This is a genomic window from Streptomyces sp. NPDC104226, from assembly GCF_055584085.1.
The window spans coordinates 313,815-334,848 of sequence record NZ_JBVJMS010000003.1 but is presented as its reverse complement, the minus strand read 5'-3'; the positions used below and the strand labels follow the sequence as shown (position 1 = coordinate 334,848).

General features: G+C 71.9%; 18 protein-coding genes and 1 riboswitch. Of the genes, 17 read left to right on the top strand and 1 reads right to left on the bottom strand.

Going from position 1 to position 21,034, the window contains the following annotated elements:
• Nucleotides 1-16 precede the first annotated feature (16 nt).
• The 15 genes from ACZ60J_RS11465 (at nt 17) to ACZ60J_RS11395 (ending at nt 17,381) form a co-directional block, all read left to right on the top strand.
• Nucleotides 17-1,807, top strand: a complete 1,791-nt coding sequence (locus ACZ60J_RS11465; RefSeq protein ID WP_469681511.1) for a DUF5941 domain-containing protein — start codon at nt 17-19, stop codon at nt 1,805-1,807.
• Entirely contained in the window at nt 1,804-2,556 is a 753-nt protein-coding gene (locus tag ACZ60J_RS11460) for a phosphocholine cytidylyltransferase family protein (RefSeq protein WP_469680827.1), read from the top strand. The genes ACZ60J_RS11465 and ACZ60J_RS11460 overlap by 4 nt, the downstream gene beginning before the upstream one ends.
• A complete protein-coding gene (locus tag ACZ60J_RS11455; RefSeq protein ID WP_469680825.1) occupies nt 2,544-3,605 on the top strand; it encodes an iron-containing alcohol dehydrogenase family protein in 1,062 nt (353 codons plus the stop codon). The genes ACZ60J_RS11460 and ACZ60J_RS11455 overlap by 13 nt, the downstream gene beginning before the upstream one ends.
• Nucleotides 3,583-4,362: a CDP-alcohol phosphatidyltransferase family protein gene (locus ACZ60J_RS11450; RefSeq protein ID WP_469680824.1), complete on the top strand. Its 780-nt coding sequence runs from the start codon at nt 3,583-3,585 to the stop codon at nt 4,360-4,362. The genes ACZ60J_RS11455 and ACZ60J_RS11450 overlap by 23 nt, the downstream gene beginning before the upstream one ends.
• Nucleotides 4,363-4,397: 35 nt before the next feature.
• Nucleotides 4,398-5,261: a glycosyltransferase family 2 protein gene (locus tag ACZ60J_RS11445; protein WP_469681509.1), complete on the top strand. Its 864-nt coding sequence runs from the start codon at nt 4,398-4,400 to the stop codon at nt 5,259-5,261.
• A gap of 96 nt (nt 5,262-5,357) precedes the next feature.
• Nucleotides 5,358-6,287 carry an ABC transporter permease gene (locus ACZ60J_RS11440; protein ID WP_469680822.1) on the top strand — a complete coding sequence of 310 codons (930 nt, stop codon included), beginning with the start codon at nt 5,358-5,360 and terminating at the stop codon, nt 6,285-6,287.
• Nucleotides 6,280-7,056 carry an ABC transporter ATP-binding protein gene (locus ACZ60J_RS11435; protein WP_469680820.1) on the top strand — a complete coding sequence of 259 codons (777 nt, stop codon included), beginning with the start codon at nt 6,280-6,282 and terminating at the stop codon, nt 7,054-7,056. The genes ACZ60J_RS11440 and ACZ60J_RS11435 overlap by 8 nt, the downstream gene beginning before the upstream one ends.
• 419 nt (nt 7,057-7,475) lie before the next feature.
• Entirely contained in the window at nt 7,476-8,396 is a 921-nt protein-coding gene (gene hpnC / locus ACZ60J_RS11430) for a squalene synthase HpnC (RefSeq protein ID WP_469681507.1), read from the top strand.
• Nucleotides 8,393-9,391: a presqualene diphosphate synthase HpnD gene (gene hpnD, locus ACZ60J_RS11425; protein ID WP_469680818.1), complete on the top strand. Its 999-nt coding sequence runs from the start codon at nt 8,393-8,395 to the stop codon at nt 9,389-9,391. The genes hpnC and hpnD overlap by 4 nt, the downstream gene beginning before the upstream one ends.
• A gap of 91 nt (nt 9,392-9,482) precedes the next feature.
• A complete protein-coding gene (gene hpnE / locus ACZ60J_RS11420; RefSeq protein WP_469680816.1) occupies nt 9,483-10,856 on the top strand; it encodes a hydroxysqualene dehydroxylase HpnE in 1,374 nt (457 codons plus the stop codon).
• Between the two features lie 122 nt (nt 10,857-10,978).
• Nucleotides 10,979-12,073, top strand: a complete 1,095-nt coding sequence (locus ACZ60J_RS11415; RefSeq protein ID WP_469680814.1) for a polyprenyl synthetase family protein — start codon at nt 10,979-10,981, stop codon at nt 12,071-12,073.
• Nucleotides 12,074-12,188: 115 nt separating this feature from the next.
• Complete coding sequence (gene shc / locus ACZ60J_RS11410) at nt 12,189-14,261, top strand: squalene--hopene cyclase (RefSeq protein WP_469680812.1); 2,073 nt, start codon at nt 12,189-12,191, stop codon at nt 14,259-14,261.
• Nucleotides 14,261-14,962, top strand: a complete 702-nt coding sequence (locus tag ACZ60J_RS11405) for a phosphorylase family protein (RefSeq protein ID WP_469680810.1) — start codon at nt 14,261-14,263, stop codon at nt 14,960-14,962. The genes shc and ACZ60J_RS11405 overlap by 1 nt, the downstream gene beginning before the upstream one ends.
• A 5-nt stretch (nt 14,963-14,967) precedes the next feature.
• The gene (gene hpnH, locus ACZ60J_RS11400) at nt 14,968-16,002 is read left to right on the top strand and encodes an adenosyl-hopene transferase HpnH (RefSeq protein ID WP_469680808.1); all 1,035 of its coding nucleotides are present in this window, start codon (nt 14,968-14,970) and stop codon (nt 16,000-16,002) included.
• Nucleotides 15,999-17,381, top strand: a complete 1,383-nt coding sequence (locus ACZ60J_RS11395) for an aspartate aminotransferase family protein (protein WP_469680806.1) — start codon at nt 15,999-16,001, stop codon at nt 17,379-17,381. The genes hpnH and ACZ60J_RS11395 overlap by 4 nt, the downstream gene beginning before the upstream one ends.
• Nucleotides 17,382-17,420: 39 nt before the next feature.
• Here ACZ60J_RS11395 and ACZ60J_RS11390 read toward each other — a convergent pair whose 3' ends face one another.
• Nucleotides 17,421-18,242 (bottom strand): tyrosine-protein phosphatase, encoded by an 822-nt coding sequence (locus ACZ60J_RS11390; RefSeq protein ID WP_469680804.1) that lies wholly within the window; start codon nt 18,240-18,242, stop codon nt 17,421-17,423.
• Between the two features lie 326 nt (nt 18,243-18,568).
• A riboswitch (cyclic di-AMP (ydaO/yuaA leader) is annotated at nt 18,569-18,766 on the top strand.
• 2 nt (nt 18,767-18,768) lie between these two features.
• Between ACZ60J_RS11390 and ACZ60J_RS11385 the strand changes: the two genes are divergently transcribed.
• Nucleotides 18,769-19,752 carry a M23 family metallopeptidase gene (locus tag ACZ60J_RS11385; protein ID WP_469680802.1) on the top strand — a complete coding sequence of 328 codons (984 nt, stop codon included), beginning with the start codon at nt 18,769-18,771 and terminating at the stop codon, nt 19,750-19,752.
• Nucleotides 19,753-19,818: 66 nt separating this feature from the next.
• Nucleotides 19,819-20,967: a winged helix DNA-binding domain-containing protein gene (locus tag ACZ60J_RS11380; RefSeq protein WP_469680800.1), complete on the top strand. Its 1,149-nt coding sequence runs from the start codon at nt 19,819-19,821 to the stop codon at nt 20,965-20,967.
• The last annotated feature ends 67 nt before the right edge of the window (nt 20,968-21,034 follow it).

Sequence of the window (21,034 nt, the reverse complement as noted above, 5' to 3'; positions counted from 1 at the left end):
CAAGGAGTGAGTTCGTCTGCCGACCGTCATCCTTACCGGCCTGCCGGTGCCCGGATCAGCGCTCGCCGGCGAGCTGCGCTCCCTCGGCTTCGACGTGCACGCCGCGGCCACCCCGTCGGAGGCCGCCGCCGCGCTGGCGCTCGTACCCGCCGACCAGCGGGTGGCCGTCGTGGACGGCGAGTTCGTCGGACACGTGCACGCACTGCGGCTCGCGCTGACCGACCCGCGCTTCGACGCCTGCGCCGTCACCGGAGCCCTCGCCGTCCTGCCCGGTGCCCGCGAGGCCCTGGACCGGGCCGCCGCGAACGACGTGTACGCCCCCGTGGGCCACGGCCCGTACCCCGACCGGCTCGCCGCCGCAGTCGAGGCCGCCGGCACCCCCGTGCACCGCCCCGAGCTGGGCACCCTCGTCGCCGCCGTGCCCGCCACCGCCGACGAGCGCCGGGCGGCCACCGCCGCCGTCGCGGCCGTCGACGACGAGGCCGTCCGGCTGCGCACCGCCGTGAAGTCCCGCGACGGGTTCTTCACCACCTTCTTCATCAGCCCGTACTCCCGCTACATCGCCCGCTGGTGCGCGCGCCGCGGGCTGACCCCCAACCAGGTCACCACCGCCTCGCTGATCACCGCGCTGATCGCGGCCGGCTGCGCCGCCACCGGCGAGCGCTGGGGGTACGTGGCCTCCGGCGTGCTGCTGCTCGTCTCCTTCGTCCTGGACTGCACGGACGGGCAGCTCGCCCGCTACTCGCTCCAGTACTCGACGATGGGCGCCTGGCTCGACGCCACCTTCGACCGTGCGAAGGAGTACTCCTTCTACGCGGGACTCGCGCTGGGCGCGGCACGCAACGGCGACGACGTCTGGGCCCTGGCCCTCGGCGCCATGATCCTGATGACCTGCCGGCACGTCGTGGACTTCGCCTTCAACGAGGCCAACCACGACGCCACGGCGAACACGAGCCCCACCGCGGCGCTCTCCGACAAGCTGGACAGCGTCGGCTGGACCGTCTGGATCCGGCGCATGATCATCCTGCCGATCGGCGAGCGCTGGGCCATGATCGCGGTCCTCATCGCCGTCACCACCCCGCGGATCGTCTTCTACGCCCTGCTCGTCGGCTGCGCGTTCGGCGCGCTCTACACCACCGCCGGCCGGGTCCTGCGCTCGCTGACCCGCAAGGCGCAGCGGACCGACCGGGCCGCGCAGGCCCTCGCGGACCTCGCCGACTCGGGACCCGTCGCCGAGATCGTGGGCCGTCTGGTGGGCCGCAGGCTCCCCGGCGCCGGGATCGCCGCGGCCGTCGTCGGCTCGGGCGCCCTGCTGTGGGGCGCCTGGGACCACGCGTACGGGAGCCGCCAGGTGGTCATCGCCGGCGTCTTCTACGCGGTGGTCGCCGGCTGGGCCGTCTCCCGGCCCCTCAAGGGCCCGCTCGACTGGCTCGTGCCGCCCGTCTTCCGGGCCGCCGAGTACACCACGGTCCTGATCCTCGCCGCCAAGGCGGACGTGCCCGGGGCCCTTCCGGCGGCATTCGGACTGGTCGCGGCGGTCGCCTACCATCACTACGACACGGTCTACCGCATCCGCGGTGGCACCGGCGCGCCCCCGCACTGGCTGGTGCGGACGATCGGCGGGCACGAAGGCCGGGTTCTGTTGATCACGGTCCTGGCCTCCGTCCTGGCGTCGCGCGCCGTGGACTTCCCCGTCGCGCTCACGGCCCTCGCCGTGTTCGTGGCACTCGTGGTGCTCGTGGAGAGCATCCGCTTCTGGGTTTCCTCCGGGGCACCCGCCGTACATGACGAAGGAGAACCAGCATGATCGGCCTCGTCCTCGCTGCCGGAGCCGGACGCCGCCTGCGTCCCTACACCGACACCCTGCCCAAGGCCCTCGTGCCCGTCGGACCCGAAGGCGCCGAGGAGAGCATCACGGTCCTCGACCTGACGCTCGGCAACTTCGCCGAGGTCGGCCTGACCGAGGTCGCCATCGTCGTCGGCTACCGCAAGGAAGCCGTGTACGCGCGCCGGGAGGCCCTGGAGGCCAAGTACGGCGTCAAGATCACGCTGATCGACAACGACAAGGCCGAGGAGTGGAACAACGCCTACTCCCTGTGGTGCGCCCGTGACGTCCTCAAGCAGGGCGTGATCCTCGCCAACGGCGACACGGTCCACCCGGTCTCCGTCGAGAAGACCCTGCTCGCCGCCCGCGGCAACGGCCAGAAGATCATCCTCGCCCTCGACACGGTCAAGAACCTGGCCGACGAGGAGATGAAGGTCATCACCGACGGCGAGAACGGTGTCCAGCGGATCACGAAGCTGATGGACCCGGCCACCGCGACCGGCGAGTACATCGGCGTCACGCTCATCGAGCCGGAGGCCGCCGAGGCGCTGGCCGAGGCCCTGAAGACCACCTTCGAGCGCGACCCCGACCTCTACTACGAGGACGGCTACCAGCAGCTCGTCAACGACGGCTTCACCATCGACGTGGCCCCCATCGGTGACGTCAAGTGGGTCGAGATCGACAACCACGACGACCTCGCCAAGGGCCGGACGATCGCATGCCAGTACTGACGAGGCTCATCCCCTCGCCCGTCGTCGTCGACATCAGCCGCGGCGCGATGGACGACCTGGCCGGCCTCCTGGCCGACCAGCGCGTCTCCGCGTCCGGCAAGCTCGCGATCGCCATCAGCGGCGGCTCCGGCGCGGTGCTGCGCGCCAAGCTGGAGCCGGTGCTGCCGCACGCCGACTGGTACTCCGTCGTCGACGGGACCATCGACTCCGCGGTCAAGCTGGCCGACGAGATAAAGGGACGCCGCTACGACGCCGTCGTGGGTCTGGGCGGCGGCAAGATCATCGACGTGGCGAAGTACGCCGCGGCGCGGGTCGGGCTGGCCATGGTGGCCGTCGCCACCAACCTCTCGCACGACGGCATCTGCTCGCCGGTCTCCATCCTGGACAACGACAACGGCCGGGGCTCCTACGGGGTGCCCATGCCGATCGCGATGGTCGTCGACCTCGACGTGATCCGCGAGGCCCCGGCGCGGTTCGTCCGCGCGGGCATCGGCGACGCGATCTCCAACATCTCGGCCATCGCCGACTGGGAGCTCTCGCACCGCCTCAACGGCGAGCCCGTCGACGGCCTGGCCGCCGCCATGGCCCGTACCGCGGGCGAGTCCGTACTGCGCCACCCCGGCGGGGTCGGCGACGACGAGTTCCTCACCGTGCTGTCCGAGGCGCTGGTCCTCTCCGGCATCGCCATGGCGATCAGCGGGGACACCCGCCCCTCGTCCGGCGCCTGCCACGAGATCAGCCACGCCTTCGACCTGCTCTACCCGGGACGCTCCGCGCTCCACGGCGAGCAGGTCGGCATCGGCGCCGCCTTCGCGATGCACCTGCGGGGGGACACGGACACGTCCGAGCTCTTCGTCCGGGTGCTGCGCGGTCACGGCCTGCCCGTGCTGCCCGAGGAGATCGGGTTCAGCGTGGACGAGTTCGTCGCGGCCGTCGAGTACGCCCCCCAGACCCGTCCGGGACGCTTCACCATCCTCGAACACCTCAACCTGTCCGCAGCCGAGATCAGGGACGCTTACGCCGACTATGCCAAGACCATCCGTAGCTGAACTCCGGCCCGTCGTTCACCCGGCGGGCGTCAAGGACCGGGTCAGCGGCGAGCACTGGGGCGGGCGCCTCTACATGCGCGAGATCTCCCTGCGCATCACCCGCCTCCTGGTCACCACCAAGGTCACGCCGAACCAGCTGACCTACGTGATGACCCTCGCCGGCGTGCTCGCGGCCCCGGCCCTGCTCGTGCCGGGCGTCTGGGGCGCCGTCCTCGGCGTGGTCGCGGTCCAGATGTACCTGCTGCTCGACTGCGTCGACGGCGAGGTCGCCCGCTGGAAGCAGCAGTACTCGCTGTCCGGCGTGTACCTCGACCGGGTCGGCGCCTACCTGTGCGACGCGGCGGTGCTCGTCGGCTTCGGCCTGCGCGCGGCCGACATCTGGGGCACCGGGCGCATCGACTGGCTGTGGGCCTTCCTGGGCACCCTCGCGGCGCTCGGCGCGATCCTGATCAAGGCCGAGACCGACCTGGTCGGCGTCGCCCGCCACCAGGCCGGCAAGCCCGTGGTCCAGGACGCCGCGGCCACGCCGCGCTCCTCCGGCATGGCGCTCGCCCGCCGGGCCGCCGCCGCGCTCAAGTTCCACCGCCTGGTCCTCGGCATCGAGGCCTCGCTGCTCATCCTGGTGCTGGCCGTCCTGGACCAGATGCGCGGAGACCTGTACTTCTCCCGCCTCGGCGTCGCGGTGCTCGCTGGCATCGCCATGCTCCAGACCGTGCTGCACCTGGTGTCGGTGCTGGCCTCCAGCAGGCTCAAGTGACGGCCCCGCTGCGGCTGGGCGCCGTGATCATCACCATGGGCAACCGTCCGGACGAGCTCAAGGCGCTCATCGACTCGGTGGCCCGCCAGGACGGTGCCCCGGTCGAGGTGGTCGTCGTGGGCCAGGGCGTGCGGCTGGACGGCCTCGCGGACCCGGCAGCCGGGGTGCGCACCGTCGAGCTGCCCGAGAACCTGGGCATTCCCGGCGGCCGCAACGTCGGCATCGAGGCCTTCCGGTCCGCCGACGGTTCGGGTTTCGGCGTGGACGTCCTGCTCTTCCTGGACGACGACGGACTGCTGCAGCGCACCGACACCGCCGAACTGTGCCGGCAGGCCTTCGCCGAGGACCCCGAGCTGGGCATCGTCAGTTTCCGGATCGCCGATCCGGAGACCGGCGAGACCCAGCGGCGGCACGTCCCCCGGCTGCGGGCCTCCGACCCGATGCGCTCCTCGCGCGTCACCACCTTCCTGGGCGGCGCCAACGCCGTCCGCACGAAGGTGTTCGAGCAGGTCGGAGACCTCCCCGGGCAGTTCTTCTACGCGCACGAGGAGACCGATCTGGCCTGGCGGGCGCTCGACGCCGGGTGGCTGATCGACTACCGGGCGGACATGGTGCTCCTGCACCCCGCCACGGCCCCCTCCCGGCACGCGGTCTACCACCGTATGGTGGCTCGCAACCGGGTGTGGCTCGCCCGCCGCAACCTGCCCGCCCCGCTGGTCCCGGTCTACGTGGGCGTCTGGCTCCTGCTGACGCTCCTGCGCAAGCCCTCGGGGCCCGCGCTCAAGGCCTGGTTCGGAGGGTTCAAGGAGGGCTGGACCACATCCTGCGGTCCACGGCGCCCCATGAAATGGCGTACGGTCTGGCGGCTGACCCGGCTGGGCCGACCGCCTGTCATCTGACACGTCCGGGTCTGAGACCATGACGCGATCACGAACCGATCGACTCAGGCCCGATGCCACCTTCTGCCGCATCATGAAGACGGAAAGTTTCATCTTGTGAGTGACACAACCCAGGACGGAGCCCTTGCCACGAGCAAGCGGCCGTCCGACGACGCCGGGCTGAGCCCCTCGGAGCTCGCCAGGAAGTACGGCCTGTCCGTCAGCGGCGCCCGGCCGGGCCTGCCCGCGTACGTGCGCCAGCTCTGGGACCGCCGCCACTTCATCATCGCGTTCTCCCGGGCCAAGCTGATGGCCCAGTACAGCCAGGCCAAGCTCGGCCAGATCTGGCAGGTGGCGACCCCGCTGCTGAACGCGCTGGTCTACTACCTGATCTTCGGGCTGATCCTCGACGCCGGCCGGGGCATCAACAAGCACGACTACATCCCCTTCCTGGTGATCGGCGTCTTCGTCTTCACCTTCACGCAGAGCTCGCTGATGGCGGGTGTCAGGGCCATCCCGTCCAACATCGGGCTGGTCCGCGCCCTGCACTTCCCGCGCGCCTCGCTGCCCATCTCGTTCTCGCTGCAGCAGCTCCAGCAGCTGATGTTCTCGATGGTCGTCGTGTTCGTGGTCACGATCGGGTTCGGCAACTACCCGACCCTGTCCTGGCTGCTGGTGCTCCCGGCGCTGGTCCTCCAGTTCGCCTTCAACACCGGCCTCGCCCTGATCTTCGCCCGGATGGGGTCCAAGACCCCCGACCTCGCGCAGCTCATGCCGTTCGTGACGCGTACGTGGATGTACGCCTCCGGCGTCATGTTCTCGATCACCGAGATGCTCAAGGGCAAGCCCGCGTGGATCGCGGACGTGCTGCAGTGGAATCCGGCCGCCATCTACATGGACCTGATCCGCTTCGCGCTCATCGACGGGTACGGCCGGGAGAACCTGCCGCCCCACGTCTGGGCCTTCGCGGTCGGCTGGGCCGTCCTGATCGGCGCGGGCGGTTTCGTGTACTTCTGGAAGGCTGAGGAGCGTTACGGCCGTGGCTGAGAACAACCAGGGGCACGTCCCCACCGTCATCGCCGACGACGTGCACATCGTCTACCGGGTCAACACCGGCAGCTCCGGCAAGGGCAGCGCCACGGCGGCGCTCAGCAAGATAGTCCGCCGGGGCGGCGACGCACCGGGTGTCCGCCGGGTCCACGCCGTGCGCGGGGTGACCTTCACGGCGTACCGGGGCGAGGCCATCGGTGTCATCGGCTCCAACGGCTCCGGCAAGTCCACCCTGCTGCGCGCCATCGCGGGTCTGCTGCCCTGCGAGTCCGGCAAGGTCTACACCGACGGCCAGCCCTCGCTGCTGGGTGTCAACGCGGCGCTGATGAACGACCTCACCGGCGAGCGCAACGTGGTCCTCGGCGGTCTCGCGATGGGCATGTCCCGCGAGCAGATCCGGGAGCGCTACCAGGACATCGTCGACTTCTCGGGGATCAACGAGAAGGGCGACTTCATCTCCCTTCCGATGCGCACGTACTCCTCGGGCATGGCGGCGCGCCTGCGCTTCTCCATCGCCGCGGCGAAGGACCACGACGTCCTGATGATCGACGAGGCGCTGGCCACCGGTGACCGGAAGTTCCAGGTGCGTTCCGAGGCGCGCATCCGCGAACTGCGCAAGAAGGCCGGCACCGTTTTCCTGGTGAGCCACAACAACAACTCCATCCGCGACACCTGTGACCGGGTGCTCTGGCTGGAGCGCGGCGAACTCCTGATGGACGGTCCCACCGAGGAAGTCGTCAGGGCCTACGAGAAGGCGACCGGCTGACGGTCTCCCATCGACGGCCGCCACCGACGGCCCCCACCGCGTCCGGCGGCGGGGGCCGTCGCATGCCGTACGGGCGCCGGGTACAGGGGGCGGGCCGCTTTTCGCGCGGGTGGCGTGCGGGGGACATCGGCGGTGGAGCGAATACCCGTCGAGGCCCGGCGGCGTTGTACAGCGTAAGCTGGGCCGGGCCCAATCGCGGGCAAGAGGGGGCGATTCCCCCCATAGGCGAATAGCCCGGAACGCCCCGGGGAAAACGCGGCGGCGTGTCCGAAATAGGATGTTTTGGGTTGGCAGTGTAGAACGGGAGATGTGACGGCAATGGCTACGGGAATTCTCCGGCCCCCAGGCACGACGGCCGTCCCCGCCGCGGGCGGCGGGCGGTGACCCCGGGGCACGGCACCAGCCCCCGGCCGCACGAGCTGCCCGACGCCTCCGCCTCCCTCCCCGCCCGTCCCGGCGCCGCCACCCTCGGCAAGGCCCGCTCCGAGAACTTCCCCGTCGCCCCCGCCTTCCTGCCCCGCGCCTGGCGCGAGGGCCTGATGGCGGTGTACGGGTACGCCCGCCTGGTCGACGACATCGGCGACGGCGACCTCGCCCCGGGCGGCCGCGACGCCGTGCTGCTGGGCCTCGACCCCGCCGCCTCGGACGACCGGCCCGCCATGCTCGACGCCCTCGAAGCCGACCTGGGCCGCGTCTTCGGCGGCACCGACGGGCCCCCGCGCCACCCCCTGATGCTGGCCCTGCAGCCCGTCGTGCGCGCCCACGGGCTCACCCCCGCCTCGTTCCTCGCGCTCATCGAGGCCAACCGCCAGGACCAGCGGGTCGCGCGCTACGCGACGTACGGCGACCTCGTCGGCTACTGCGAGCTCTCCGCCAACCCGGTGGGCCGGCTCGTACTGGACCTCACCGGCACCAGCACCCCCGAGCGGATCCGCCGCTCCGACGCCGTCTGCACCGCCCTGCAGATCGCCGAACACCTCCAGGACGTCGCCGAGGACCTCGACCGGGACCGGATCTACCTCCCGGGCGAGGACATGCGCCGCTTCCACGTGACCGAGACCGACCTGAAGGCCCCGACCGCGGGTGCGTCCGTACGCGCCCTCGTCGCCTTCGAAACCGAACGGGCGCGGGAGCTCCTCGACGAAGGCACGCCGCTCGTGGGCAGCGTCCACGGAAGGCTCCGGCTGCTGCTCGCGGGCTTCGTGGGAGGAGGACGCGCCGCCCTGCGAGCCGTCACCGCCGCCGGGTTCGACGTCCTTCCCGGCCCGCCCAAGGCCACCAAGAGCGTCCTGCTCCGCGAGGTGGCCGCCGTCCTGCGCACAGCGCCGAGAAAGGGGTGAGCCCGACCGTGGAGGGCCCCACACACGCGTCCGCACCCGGCGCGCCGTCCGTGCCGACAGCGATGTCCGCACCGATTTCGGCTGCCTACAGCTACTGCGAGGCCGTCACCGGCTCGCAGGCGCGCAACTTCGCCTACGGCATCCGGCTGCTGCCCGCAGACAAGCGGCAGGCCATGTCCGCGCTGTACGCCTTCTCCCGGCGGGTCGACGACATCGGCGACGGCACCCTGCCGCACGAGGTCAAGCTGACCCGGCTGGAGGAGACCCGCACCCTGCTCGGCCGGATCCGCGCCGAGGAGATCGACGAGGACGACACCGACCCGGTCGCGGTCGCCCTCGCGCACGCCTCGCGCCGCTTCCCGATCCCGCTCGAAGGGCTCGACGAGCTCATCGACGGCGTCCTCATGGACGTCCGCGGCGAGACGTACGAGACCTGGGACGACCTCAAGGTCTACTGCCGCTGCGTGGCCGGAGCCATCGGCCGGCTCTCGCTCGGCGTGTTCGGCACCAGCTCCGCCGGCGGGCCCGGTGCGCACGACGCGGCACGGGCCGGCGAGTACGCCGACACCCTCGGCCTCGCCCTGCAACTCACCAACATCCTCCGGGACGTTCGCGAGGACGCCGGCAACGGGCGCACCTACCTGCCCGCCGAGGACCTCGCCAAGTTCGGCTGCTCCGACGGCTTCCGCAGCGACCGGATGCCCCCCGGCGCCGACTTCGCCGGCCTCGTCCACCACGAAGTCCGGCGCGCCCGCGCCCTGTTCGTGGAGGGCTACCGGCTGCTGCCGCTGCTCGACCGGCGCAGCGGCGCCTGTGTCGCGGCCATGGCCGGCATCTACCGGCGCCTGCTCGACCGCATCGAGCGCGAGCCGGAGGCCGTGCTCCGCGGCCGCGTCTCGCTGCCGCCGCACGAGAAGGCGTACGTGGCGGTCCGCGGCCTCTCCGGCCTCGACGCGCGGACCATCGCGCGCCAGAGCACCAGGAGGCGGCTCTGATGACGGCGGGCCGGCGAGCCGTGCCGGCGGGGCGGACGGGAGCAACCCCGCGGCGCCCGGCGGCGTCTGTGGGAGCGACGGAGGAGGACGCATGAGCGCGCAGCACGCCGTGGTCGTCGGCGGCGGACTCGCCGGGGTCACCACCGCGCTGGAACTCGCCGACGCGGGCCTGCAGGTGACCCTGCTGGAGGGCCGGCCCCGCCTCGGCGGCCTGGCGTTCTCCTTCAAGCGCGGGGAACTGACCGTGGACAACGGCCAGCACGTCTACCTGCGCTGCTGCACCGCCTACCGGTGGTTCCTCGACCGCATCGACGGCGCGGACCTGGCACCCCTGCAGGACCGGCTCGACGTACCCGTCCTCGACGTCGCCCACCCCGGCGGCCCCCGGCTCGGACGGCTGCGCCGCAGCGCCCTGCCCGTACCCCTGCACCTGGCCGGCTCCCTCGCCCGCTACCCGCACCTCTCGCTCGCGGAGCGGACCTCCGTCGGGCGCGCCGCCCTCGCGCTGCGCCGCCTCGACCCCGCCGACCCGGCGCTCGACGGCCTGGACTTCGCGACCTGGCTCGGCCGGTACGGCCAGTCCCCGCGCACCATCGAGGCGCTGTGGGACCTCGTCGGCATCGCCACCCTCAACGCCACCGCCGGGCAGTCCTCGCTGGGCCTGGCCGCCATGGTCTTCAAGACCGGCCTGCTCTCCGAGAACGGCGCGGCCGACATCGGCTGGGCCCGGGTACCGCTCGGCGACCTGCACGACACCCTCGCCCGCAAGGCCCTGGACGCCGCGGGGGTGCGCACCGAGCTGCGCACCCGGGTCACGGCCATCTCCCGTACCCCGCAGGACGGTTGGCGGGTGGCCACCGAGAGCGGATCGTTCGACGCCGGCACCGTCGTCCTCGCCGTCCCGCAACGCGAGGCGCACGGACTGCTGCCCGCCGGGGCGCTCGCCGACCCCGACAAGCTGCTCGACATCGGCACCGCGCCGATCCTCAACGTGCACGTCGTGTACGACCGCAAGGTCCTCAAGGCGCCCTTCTTCGCGGCCCTCGGCTCCCCGGTCCAGTGGGTCTTCGACCGCACCGACTCCTCCGGACTCCCCGACGGCGGCCAGTACCTGGCCCTGTCCCAGTCCGTCGCCCACGAGGACATCGACGAGCCCGTCTCGGTCCTGCGCGCGAAGTACCTGCCCGAGCTGGAACGGCTGCTGCCCGCCGCGCGCGGAGCCAAGGTGCGCGACTTCTTCGTCACCCGGGAGCGCACCGCGACCTTCGCCCCCACCCCCGGTGTCGGACGGCTGCGTCCCGGCACCCGGACCGACACGCCGGGGCTTTACCTCGCCGGTGCGTGGACCGCGACGGGTTGGCCCGCGACCATGGAGAGCGCCGTCCGCAGCGGACTGACCGCGGCCCGTGCCGCGCTGGTCCCGCTGGGCCGCCACCGCGAACACCCCTTGCAGGAGGCGGTATGACCACCACCGGCATCACCACCGGCACCGTCAGTGCCACCGGTACCCCTGGTACCGGCACGACCGGCACGACCGCCACCGCAGCACCACGCACCGCAGTACGTACAGGAACCAGAGGAGAGCCAGTGAACCCGGGGAATCCGGCCGTCGAGAACACGGACGCCAGTGCGGGCCCGGCCGGCGGGGAGAAGGCGGACACGCTCGCCCTCCTCGAACGAGGCCGTACGCTCTCGACGCCCGTGCTCCGCGCCGCCGTGGACCGGCTCGCCGCGCCCATGGACACCGTCGCCGCCTACCACTTCGGCTGGATCGACGCCTACGGCAACCCGGCGGACGGCGACGGCGGCAAAGCCGTCCGCCCCGCCCTCGCCCTGCTCTCGGCGGAGGCCGCCGGCGCCGCCGCCGAGGTCGGCATCCCCGGAGCCGTCGCGGTCGAACTCGTCCACAACTTCTCGCTGCTGCACGACGACCTGATGGACGGCGACGAGCAGCGCCGCCACCGCGACACGGTGTGGAAGGTCCACGGACCCGCCCTCGCGATCCTGGTCGGCGACGCCCTGTTCGCCCTGGCCAACGAGGTGCTGCTGGAGCTCGGCACGGTCGAGGCCGGCCGCGCGACGCGCCGCCTGACCACCGCGAGCCGCAAGCTCATCGACGGCCAGGCCCAGGACATCTCCTACGAGCACCGCGAGAGCGTCACCGTCGAGGAGTGCCTGGAGATGGAGGGCAACAAGACCGGCGCCCTCCTCGCCTGCGCGGTCTCCATCGGCGCCGTGCTCGGCGGCGCGGACGACCGTACGGCCGACAAGCTGGAGGAGTACGGCTACCACCTCGGCCTCGCCTTCCAGGCCGTCGACGACCTCCTCGGCATCTGGGGCGACCCGGAGTCCACCGGCAAGCAGACCTGGAGCGACCTGCGCCAGCGCAAGAAGTCGCTGCCCGTCGTCGCCGCCCTCGCCGCCGGCGGACCGGCCTGCGAGGAGCTGACCGAGCTGCTCGCCGCCGATGCCAAGAGCAACGACTTCGAGAACTTCTCCGAGGAGGAGTTCGCGGCCCGCGCCGCGCTCATCGAGGCCGCGGGCGGCCGCCAGTGGACCGCGGACGAGGCGCGCCGCCAGTACGAGATCGCCATCAGGGCCCTCGACGACGTGGACATGGACCAGCGCGTGCGCGACCAGCTCGTGGCGCTCGCCGACTTCGTCGTCGTGCGCAAGAGGTGATCGCCACCCGTACGCGCATATGAATCGCCAGTCGCCGGACGGTACCGCCTCCCGGTAGTACCGTCCGACGGCGAACCCCATGACAGCGGAGGACACTTCACGCAAAGGGGAAGCCATGACTGCGACGACCAACGGCGGCGCCCACGCCTGCGGCGCCGACCCGGACGAGCCGGGGACCGGGCCCGGTGGCGGGCCGCCGCGCCCGGCCCCGGCCCCGGGCGCCGGCCCGGACCCCGGACCCGCCGGGCTGCACGGGGTCCGAGAGGCCACCGAGCGGGCGATCCGCGACCTGCTCGACCGGCAGGACGAGGCCGGATGGTGGAAGGGCGACCTGGAGACCAACGTCACCATGGACGCCGAGGACCTGCTGCTGCGCCAGTTCCTCGGCATCAGGGACGAGGCCACCACCCGGGCCGCCGCCCTGTTCATCCGCGGCGAGCAACAGGACGACGGGACCTGGGCCACCTTCCACGGCGGCCCCTCCGACCTGTCCGCCACCATCGAGGCCTACGTGGCCCTGCGCCTCGCCGGAGACGACCCGGGCGCCCCGCACATGGCCCGCGCCTCGGCCTGGATCCGGGCCCACGGCGGAGTCGCGGGAGCCCGCGTCTTCACCCGCATCTGGCTGGCGCTGTTCGGCTGGTGGAGCTGGGACCACCTGCCCGAACTCCCGCCCGAACTGCTCTTCCTGCCGCCCTGGGTGCCGCTGAACATCTACGACTTCGGCTGCTGGGCCCGGCAGACGATCGTGCCCCTCACCGTGGTCTCCGCCCTGCGCCCGGTCCGCCCGGCCCCCTTCGCCCTGGACGAGCTGCACACCGACGCGCGGACTCCCTACCCGGCCAAGAAGCTTGCCTCGATGGCCAGTTGGGACGGCGCCTTCCAGCGGATGGACAAGGCCTTGCACGTCTACCGCCGGTTCGCCCCGCGCCGGCTGCGCGCGGCGGCCATGGCCAGCGCCGGCCGCTGGATCGTGGAACGGCAGGAGAACGACGGCTGCTGGGGCGGCATCCAGCCGCCCGCCGTGTACTCCCTGATCGCCCTGCACCTGCTCGGGTACGACCTCGCGCACCCGGTGATGCGGGCCGGGCTGGAGTCCCTCGACCGGTTCACGGTGTGGCGGGCGGACGGCGCCCGCATGATCGAGGCCTGCCAGTCACCGGTGTGGGACACCTGCCTGGCGGCCATCGCACTGGCCGACGCGGGCCTGCGCCCCGACCATCCCGCCCTGGTCAAGGCCGCCGACTGGATGCTCGACGAGGAGATCGTCCGCAGCGGGGACTGGGCGGTGCGCCGGCCCGGACTCGCCCCGGGCGGCTGGGCGTTCGAGTTCCACAACGACAACTACCCCGACATCGACGACACCGCCGAGGTCGTCCTCGCCCTGCGCCGCGTCAAGCACCCCGACCCGGCACGGATGGAAGGTGCCATCGCCCGGGGCGTGTCCTGGAACCTCGGCATGCAGTCGAAGAACGGCGCCTGGGGCGCCTTCGACGCCGACAACACCAGCCCCTACCCCAACAAGCTGCCCTTCTGCGACTTCGGCGAGGTCATCGACCCGCCCTCGGCCGACGTCACCGCCCACGTCGTCGAGATGCTCGCCGTCGAGGGCCGGGCGGGCGATGCGCGCACCCGGCGCGGCATCGCCTGGCTCCTCGCCGAACAGGACCCGAACGGCGGCTGGTTCGGCCGCTGGGGGACCAACTACGTCTACGGCACCGGCTCGGTGGTCCCGGCGCTGACCGCCGCGGGCTTCGCCCCCTCGCACCCCGCGATCCGGCGGGCCGTGGCCTGGCTGGAATCCGTACAGAACGAGGACGGGGGATGGGGCGAGGACCAGCGCTCCTACCGGGACCCGTCCTGGGCGGGGAAGGGCGCCTCGACCGCCTCGCAGACGGCGTGGGCGCTGATGGCCCTGCTGTCGGCGGGGGAGCGCGACGCGCCGTCCGTGCGGCGGGGGATCGGCTACCTCGTCTCCACCCAGCGCTCCGACGGCACCTGGGACGAGCCCTACTTCACCGGCACCGGGTTCCCCTGGGACTTCTCCATCAACTACCACCTGTACCGCCAGGTCTTCCCGCTCACCGCGCTGGGCCGCTACCTCTACGGAGAACCGTTCGGCCCCGGCGGGCGGTACGCGGATCCGGCCGCCCTCCCGCACACCGCCCCGCTGCCCGGGGAGGCCTGATGAGCGGCGGCCCCGCCCTGACCGGCGGCCCCGCCGCGGCCGCACCGCCGCCGCTGCTGATCGCCTGCGCCCTGCGCATCGAGCGGACCGCCCTGCGCAGCACCCCGTACCGCAGCGGCCGCGAGCGGGGCGCGCCCGAGCGGTACGAGGTCCTGCGCACCGGCATGGGCCCGCGCGCGGCCGAACGCGCCGTGGGCCGGAAACTGGCCGAGCCGGAACTGCACGGCGCCGCCGTGCTCGCCACCGGCTTCTGCGCCGGGCTGCTGCCCGGCATGAGCCCCGGCGACCTGGTCGTCGCCGAGGAGACCCGGGACCCGCGCGGCACGGTCGCCTGCGCCGGTACCGCCCTGCTCGCCGAGGCGCTGGCCCGGGCCGTACCCGGCCGGACCGTACACCTCGGTGCACTGACCGGATCCGACCACGTCGTCCGGGGCCAGGAGCGCGCCCAGCTGCGCGCCGGCGGCGCCATCGGCGTCGACATGGAATCGGCCGCCACCCTCTGGACCGCGACCCGGGGCGGGAGCGCCCCGGGGGGCGCGGACCGTCCGGTTGCGGCCGTCCGGGTGATCGTGGACGCTCCGGAGCATGAGCTCGTCCGCATCGGCACCGTTCGCGGGGGAATATCGGCCTTTCGCGTACTGCGTGCCGTACTGCCCGCGTTTTATGAATGGCACCGTTCTTTGCTGCTCCCCAGGAGGTGAGCCAGATGGCCATGCCACTGCGACAGACCATCAGGGTCGGGACGTACCTGCTCGAACAGAAGCTCCGCAAGCGTGAGAAGTTCCCGCTGATCGTCGAGCTGGAACCGCTCTACGCCTGCAACCTGGCCTGCGAGGGGTGCGGAAAGATCCAGCACCCGGCCGGGGTGCTCAAGCAGCGCATGCCCGTGGCCCAGGCGGTGGGCGCCGTACTGGAATCGGGCGCTCCCATGGTGTCCATCGCGGGCGGCGAGCCCTTGATGCACCCGCAGATCGACGAGATCGTGCGCCAGTTGGTGGCCAAGCGGAAGTACGTGTTCCTCTGCACCAACGCCATGCTGCTCCGCAAGAAGATCGAGAAGTTCACGCCCTCCCCGTACTTCGCCTTCGCCGTCCACATCGACGGACTGCGCGAGCGCCACGACGAATCGGTGGCGAAGGAAGGCGTCTTCGACGAGGCGGTCGCGGCCATCAAGGAGGCGAAGCGCCGCGGATTCCGGGTGACGACCAACTCCACCTTCTTCAACACCGACACCCCGCAGACCATCATCGAGGTCCTCAACTACCTCAATGACGATCTCCAGGTGGACGAGATGATGATCTCGCCGGCCTATGCCTACGAAAAGGCCCCCGACCAGGAGCACTTCCTCGGAGTCGAACAGACCCGCGAACTCTTCAAGAAGGCTTTCGCCGGAGGCAACCGGCGGCGCTGGCGGCTCAACCACTCCCCGCTCTTCCTGGACTTCCTGGAAGGCAAGGCCGATTTCCCCTGCACGGCCTGGGCCATTCCCAATTACTCGCTCTTCGGATGGCAGCGCCCCTGCTATCTGATGAGCGACGGGTACGTGCCCACGTACCGGGAACTGATCGAGGAGACCGACTGGAGCAAGTACGGCCGCGGGAAGGACCCGCGCTGCGCGAACTGCATGGCGCACTGCGGGTACGAGCCCACGGCCGTCCTGGCCACCATGGGTTCGCTCAAGGAATCGCTGCGGGCGGTCCGCGAGACCGTGGGGGGCGGGAACCGGGACGCGTCGGCATGACCGGCTTCGATCTCGGCGCCCTGCTGGCCGAGAGGGGTGGCGAGCGGTACGAACTGCACGCCCGCCACCTCAACCACCAGCTGCCGCGGATGCTGCACACCATCGGCTTCGACAAGGTCTACGTGCGGGCCGAGGGAGCCCACTTCTGGGATGCCGAGGGCAACGACCACCTCGACATGCTGGCCGGCTTCGGGGTGATGGGCCTGGGCCGCCACCACCCGGTGGTCAGGCAGGCCCTGCACGACGTGCTGGACGCCCAGCTCGCCGACCTCACCCGCTTCGACTGCCAGCCGCTGCCCGGACTGCTCGCCGAGAAGCTGCTCTCCCACAGTCCGCACCTGGACCGGGTCTTCTTCGGCAACAGCGGCACCGAGGCGGTGGAGACCGCCCTGAAGTTCGCCCGGTACGCCACCGGGCGGCCCAGGATCCTCTACTGCCACCACGCCTTCCACGGGCTCACGACGGGCTCGCTCTCGGTCAACGGCGAGGCCGGCTTCCGCGACGGCTTCGCACCGCTGCTGCCGGACACCGCGATCGCGCTCGGGGACCTGGCCGCGCTGGAGCGGGAGCTGAAGAAGGGGGACGTGGCCGCCCTCGTCGTGGAGCCGATCCAGGGCAAGGGGGTGCTCGCCGCCCCGCCCGGATTCCTGCTCGCCGCACAGGAGGCGCTGCACCGGCGGGGGGCGCTGCTGATCGCGGACGAGGTCCAGACCGGCCTCGGACGGACCGGCGACTTCTACGCCTACCAGCACGAGGCCGGGGTCGAACCGGACCTGGTCTGCGTGGCTAAGGCCCTCTCCGGCGGCTACGTGCCCGTCGGCGCGACCCTCGGCAAGGACTGGATCTTCAAGAAGGTCTACTCCTCCATGGACCGGGTGCTCGTCCACTCCGCCAGCTTCGGCTCCAACGCGCAGGCGATGGCGGCCGGGCTCGCCGTCCTCTCCGTCATGGAGGACGAGCAGGTGGTGGCCCACGCCCGGGCGATGGGCGAGCTGCTGCGCGGGAGGCTCGCCGCGCTCGTGGACGAGTACGAACTCCTCCACGAGGTACGGGGACGCGGGCTGATGATCGGCATCGAGTTCGGCCGGCCGTCCTCGCTGGGCCTGCGGAGCCGCTGGAGCATGCTGCAGGCGGCGCGCAAGGGGCTGTTCGCCCAGATGGTCGTGGTGCCGCTCCTGCAGAAGCACCGTATCCTCACGCAGGTCTCCGGCGACCACCTGGAAGTGATCAAGCTGATCCCGCCGCTGATCGTGGACGAGGCGGACGTCGACCGGTTCGTCGGGGCCTTCCGCGCGGTCATGGACGAGGCCCACGGCGGCGGGGCGCTCATGTGGGACTTCGGCCGGACGCTGGTGAGGCAGGCCGTCGCCAACCGCTGAACCGGCGGCCCGGCGGGCGGCGGCCCACCTCGTGGGGCCTCAGTCCAGCAGCCGGTCGCGGAGCCTGCCGAGGGTCTCGGGCGCGAGCCCGAGGCCCTCGGCGAGGTAGCGCTCCACGCTGCCCCACTCCTCGTCGATGGCCTCGAAGGCCGTGGTCAGATACGGGGCGCGGGCGTCGAAGAGCGGGGCGAGCAGCTCCATCGCCTCGGGAGCGCGGGCCTCGGGCTCCTCGCCGTTGCGACGGTACCGGTAGCGGTTGTGCGGGGCGTTCGACTCCAGGTAGTCCGCGACGATCGCCTCCCGCTCGACGCCGAGCGCGAGCAGGGTGACGGCGATCGACAGGCCGGCCCGGTCCTTCCCGGCGGCGCAGTGCATGAGGGCCGGGACGCTGTCCTCGGCGAGCGCGTGCACCACCCGGCTGTGCTCGGCGGTACGGGTCCGGATCATCGTCCGGTACGAACGGGACATCCGCGCGGCGGCCTTGCCCTCGCCCAGGAGCTCGCGGAGCTGCGCCAGCTCCCCGCTCCGGACCATCTTCCAGAACTCGCTGCCGTCGGCAGGATCCGACAGCGGGATGCTGACGTTGCGGACCCCCGGCAGCTCCACGTCCGGCCCCTCCAGCGCGTGGTCGGCCCCGTTGCGGAAGTCGAAGACGGTGTGCAGTCCGAGCGACCCGAGGAACTCTGCGTCGCTTTCGGTGGCATGCGCCAGATGTCCGCTTCGAAACAGTCGTCCTGACTTGACCCGTCGGCCGTCCGTGGTCGGCAACCCGCCCACGTCGCGGAAGTTGCGCACTCCGGTCAGCAGCGGCTCCTGCGGCGCCGGATCGGTGTGGGGGCTCTGGGGTATCGGCTGGGTCACCGGGCTCCTCCGTGTCGTCGTCTCGTCGTTCTCGTTGATGGTGTCCGAATTACGCTACTTGTGGGCAACTTGCCATAGCGAGAGGCGAGATCGGACATGCCCCCGTGAGCCAGATCATACGGTGACGGTGAGTGGCTGATCGCGAATGGCGAATTGCCTTGCCGGGGCGGTTGTTGAAGGTGCGGAATGGACGGAGGGTGACCGGAATTCCGGCGGCCCGTCACCTTCAGGATTCCGTTGGTGAATTCATGACTTGTTCCGTACGGCCGGACTGGATTACGTTCGCGATCGATCCGGACGGACCGCCTAATCCTGCCACCGACCGGAAACCGCACCCGACTATTCACGCGCGTGGCAGGAGCGGGGGAACCAGATAAGCCGCTGTCCCGGATCTCCGGTGGAGATCTTCACAACGGGACGGCTCGGGGTGAAGCCGTCCATGTGCCGTTCACCGGCACAGGGGCGGCCGGACATCTCCAGTCCGAACCCGACAGCTCACCTCGCAGGCGTCGGAGAGGAATTCGCCATGTCCGGAACGGGTAAGCACCGCCGTCCCAAGTCCCGCTCGATATCCCGCGGGTTCGCCGCGGCCGGCACCGGTGGCGCGGCCCTCGCGCTTCCGCTGCTCGGCGCCACCGGCGCCCACGCCGCGGGTGTCCCGGCCGCGGCCCCCGCCGCAGCTCCGGTCCAGGCCCCGCAGGTGGCGGCGCAGGCGCCGGCAGCGCTCCAGGCCGCGCCGGCCGCCGCACAGGGCGCCCCGGCCGTCTACACCGTGGTGCCGGGCGACTACCTCTCCAAGATCGCCGAGCGTCAGCACCTCACCGGCGGCTGGGAGCGGCTCTACGCGGACAACCGCGAGGCCGTCGGCGCCGACCCCTCGCTGATCCACCCGGGCCTCAAGCTCACCCTCGGCGCGAAGGGCGCGGCTCCGGCCGCGGCGGCCGAGGCCGCGCCGGCCGAAAAGCCGAAGCCGGTCAAGAAGTCGGCTTCCTCCGCTTCCTCCGCTTCTGGCGATTCGTCGGATTCCTCCGATGAGGTCACGGCGCCCGCCCCCAAGGCGCCCGCCAAGCGGCAGACCGGATCGACCACGACCGGCTCGACCTCGACCGGCTTCGTCGCCCCGGTCAGCGGCGGCACCTCCACCGCGTACAAGACCGCGGGCTCCATGTGGTCCAGCGGCTACCACACCGGGGTCGACTTCGCCGCGAGCAGCGGCACCACCGTCAAGGCGGTCGGCGCCGGCACCGTCGTCTCCGCCGGGTGGAGCGGGTCGTACGGCAACGAGGTCGTCATCCGGCACGCCGACGGCAAGTACAGCCAGTACGCGCACCTCTCCCAGCTGTCCGTCTCGTCCGGCCAGAGCGTCACCGGCGGCCAGACCATCGGCCTCTCCGGTTCCACGGGCAACTCGACCGGCCCGCACCTGCACTTCGAGATCCGCACCGGTCCCTCGTACGGCTCGGACATCGACCCGCTGGCCTACCTCCGCTCGAAGGGCGTCAGCATCTGAATCCGGGGCGCTGTCGGAGGTGCCGGTTAGGCTGCCCGTTCCGACAGGGGACGGGACGGTCGTGGCATGAAGGTCAGCGCAAGGGAGCTCAACCGCTCCACCCTGGCACGGCAGTTGCTGCTGCGGCGCGAGGTCATGGGCGTCGGTGACGCGGTCCGCAGGGTGGTCGCCCTGCAGGCGCAGCACGCCGCCTCGCCCTACCTCGCGCTGTGGAACCGGCTCGCCGGTTTCGACCCGGCCGACCTCGACGCCGCCTTCACGGGGCGCGAGGTCGTCAAGTCGACGCTGATGCGGCTGACCCTGCACGCCGTGCACGCGCAGGACTACCCGGCCTTCCGGGAGGCCGTGCAGCCGTCCGTACGGGCCGCCCGGCTCGGGACCCGCTTCACCGACTCGGGGCTCACGGCCGAGGACGCCGACGTCCTCGTGCCGGAGCTGCTGGACTTCGCCGACCGGCCCCGTACGACGGCCGAGTGCGAGGCCTGGCTCGGACAGCGGCTGGGGGCGCCGCCGCAGCCCGGAGCGTGGTGGGGGCTGCGGCAGTACGCGCCGCTGCTGCACGCACCGACCGCCGCGCCGTGGTCGTTCGGGGAACGCCCGTCGTACGTCGCGCCCCCGAGCCGGCCGCGCACGGTACCGGCGGATCCGGAGGCCTCCACCGAGTCCCTGCGGGCGCTGGTCCTGCGCTATCTGGAGGGGTTCGGGCCGGCCTCGGTGGCGGACGTGGCGCAGTTCTCCCTGGTCCAGCGGGGCAGGATCCGTCAGGCGCTGAGCACTCTGGAGCAATCCGGAGGGCTCGACCGGCTGACGGGTCCGGACGGCAAGGAACTGTTCGACGTCCCGGGCGCACCGCGTCCGGAGGAGGACACGCCCGCGCCGCCCCGGCTGATGGCCATGTGGGACAGCGTGCTGCTGGCCTACGCCGACCGCAGCCGCGTCGTCCCGCCGGAGTACCGGGGGCTCGTCGCCCGGATGAACGGCGACACCCTGGCGACCCTGCTGGTCGACGGCCGCGTCGCCGGGGTGTGGCGCCCGGCCGGCACCGGGATCGAGGCGACCGCCTTCCACCCCCTGCCGGAGGAGGTCTGGGAGGACCTCGCCGGCGAGGCCCGGGCGCTGACGGCCTTCCTGGCCGACCGCGAACCGGAGGTCTACCGGCGGTACGCCCACTGGTGGACCAAACTACCGAGCGCCGAAACCCGGCTGCTCACCTGAACCGTGGGTCCGGGACCGGAGGGGGGTCCCGGTCCCATCGGCATCATCCCGTTGAACCTGCTCTGAG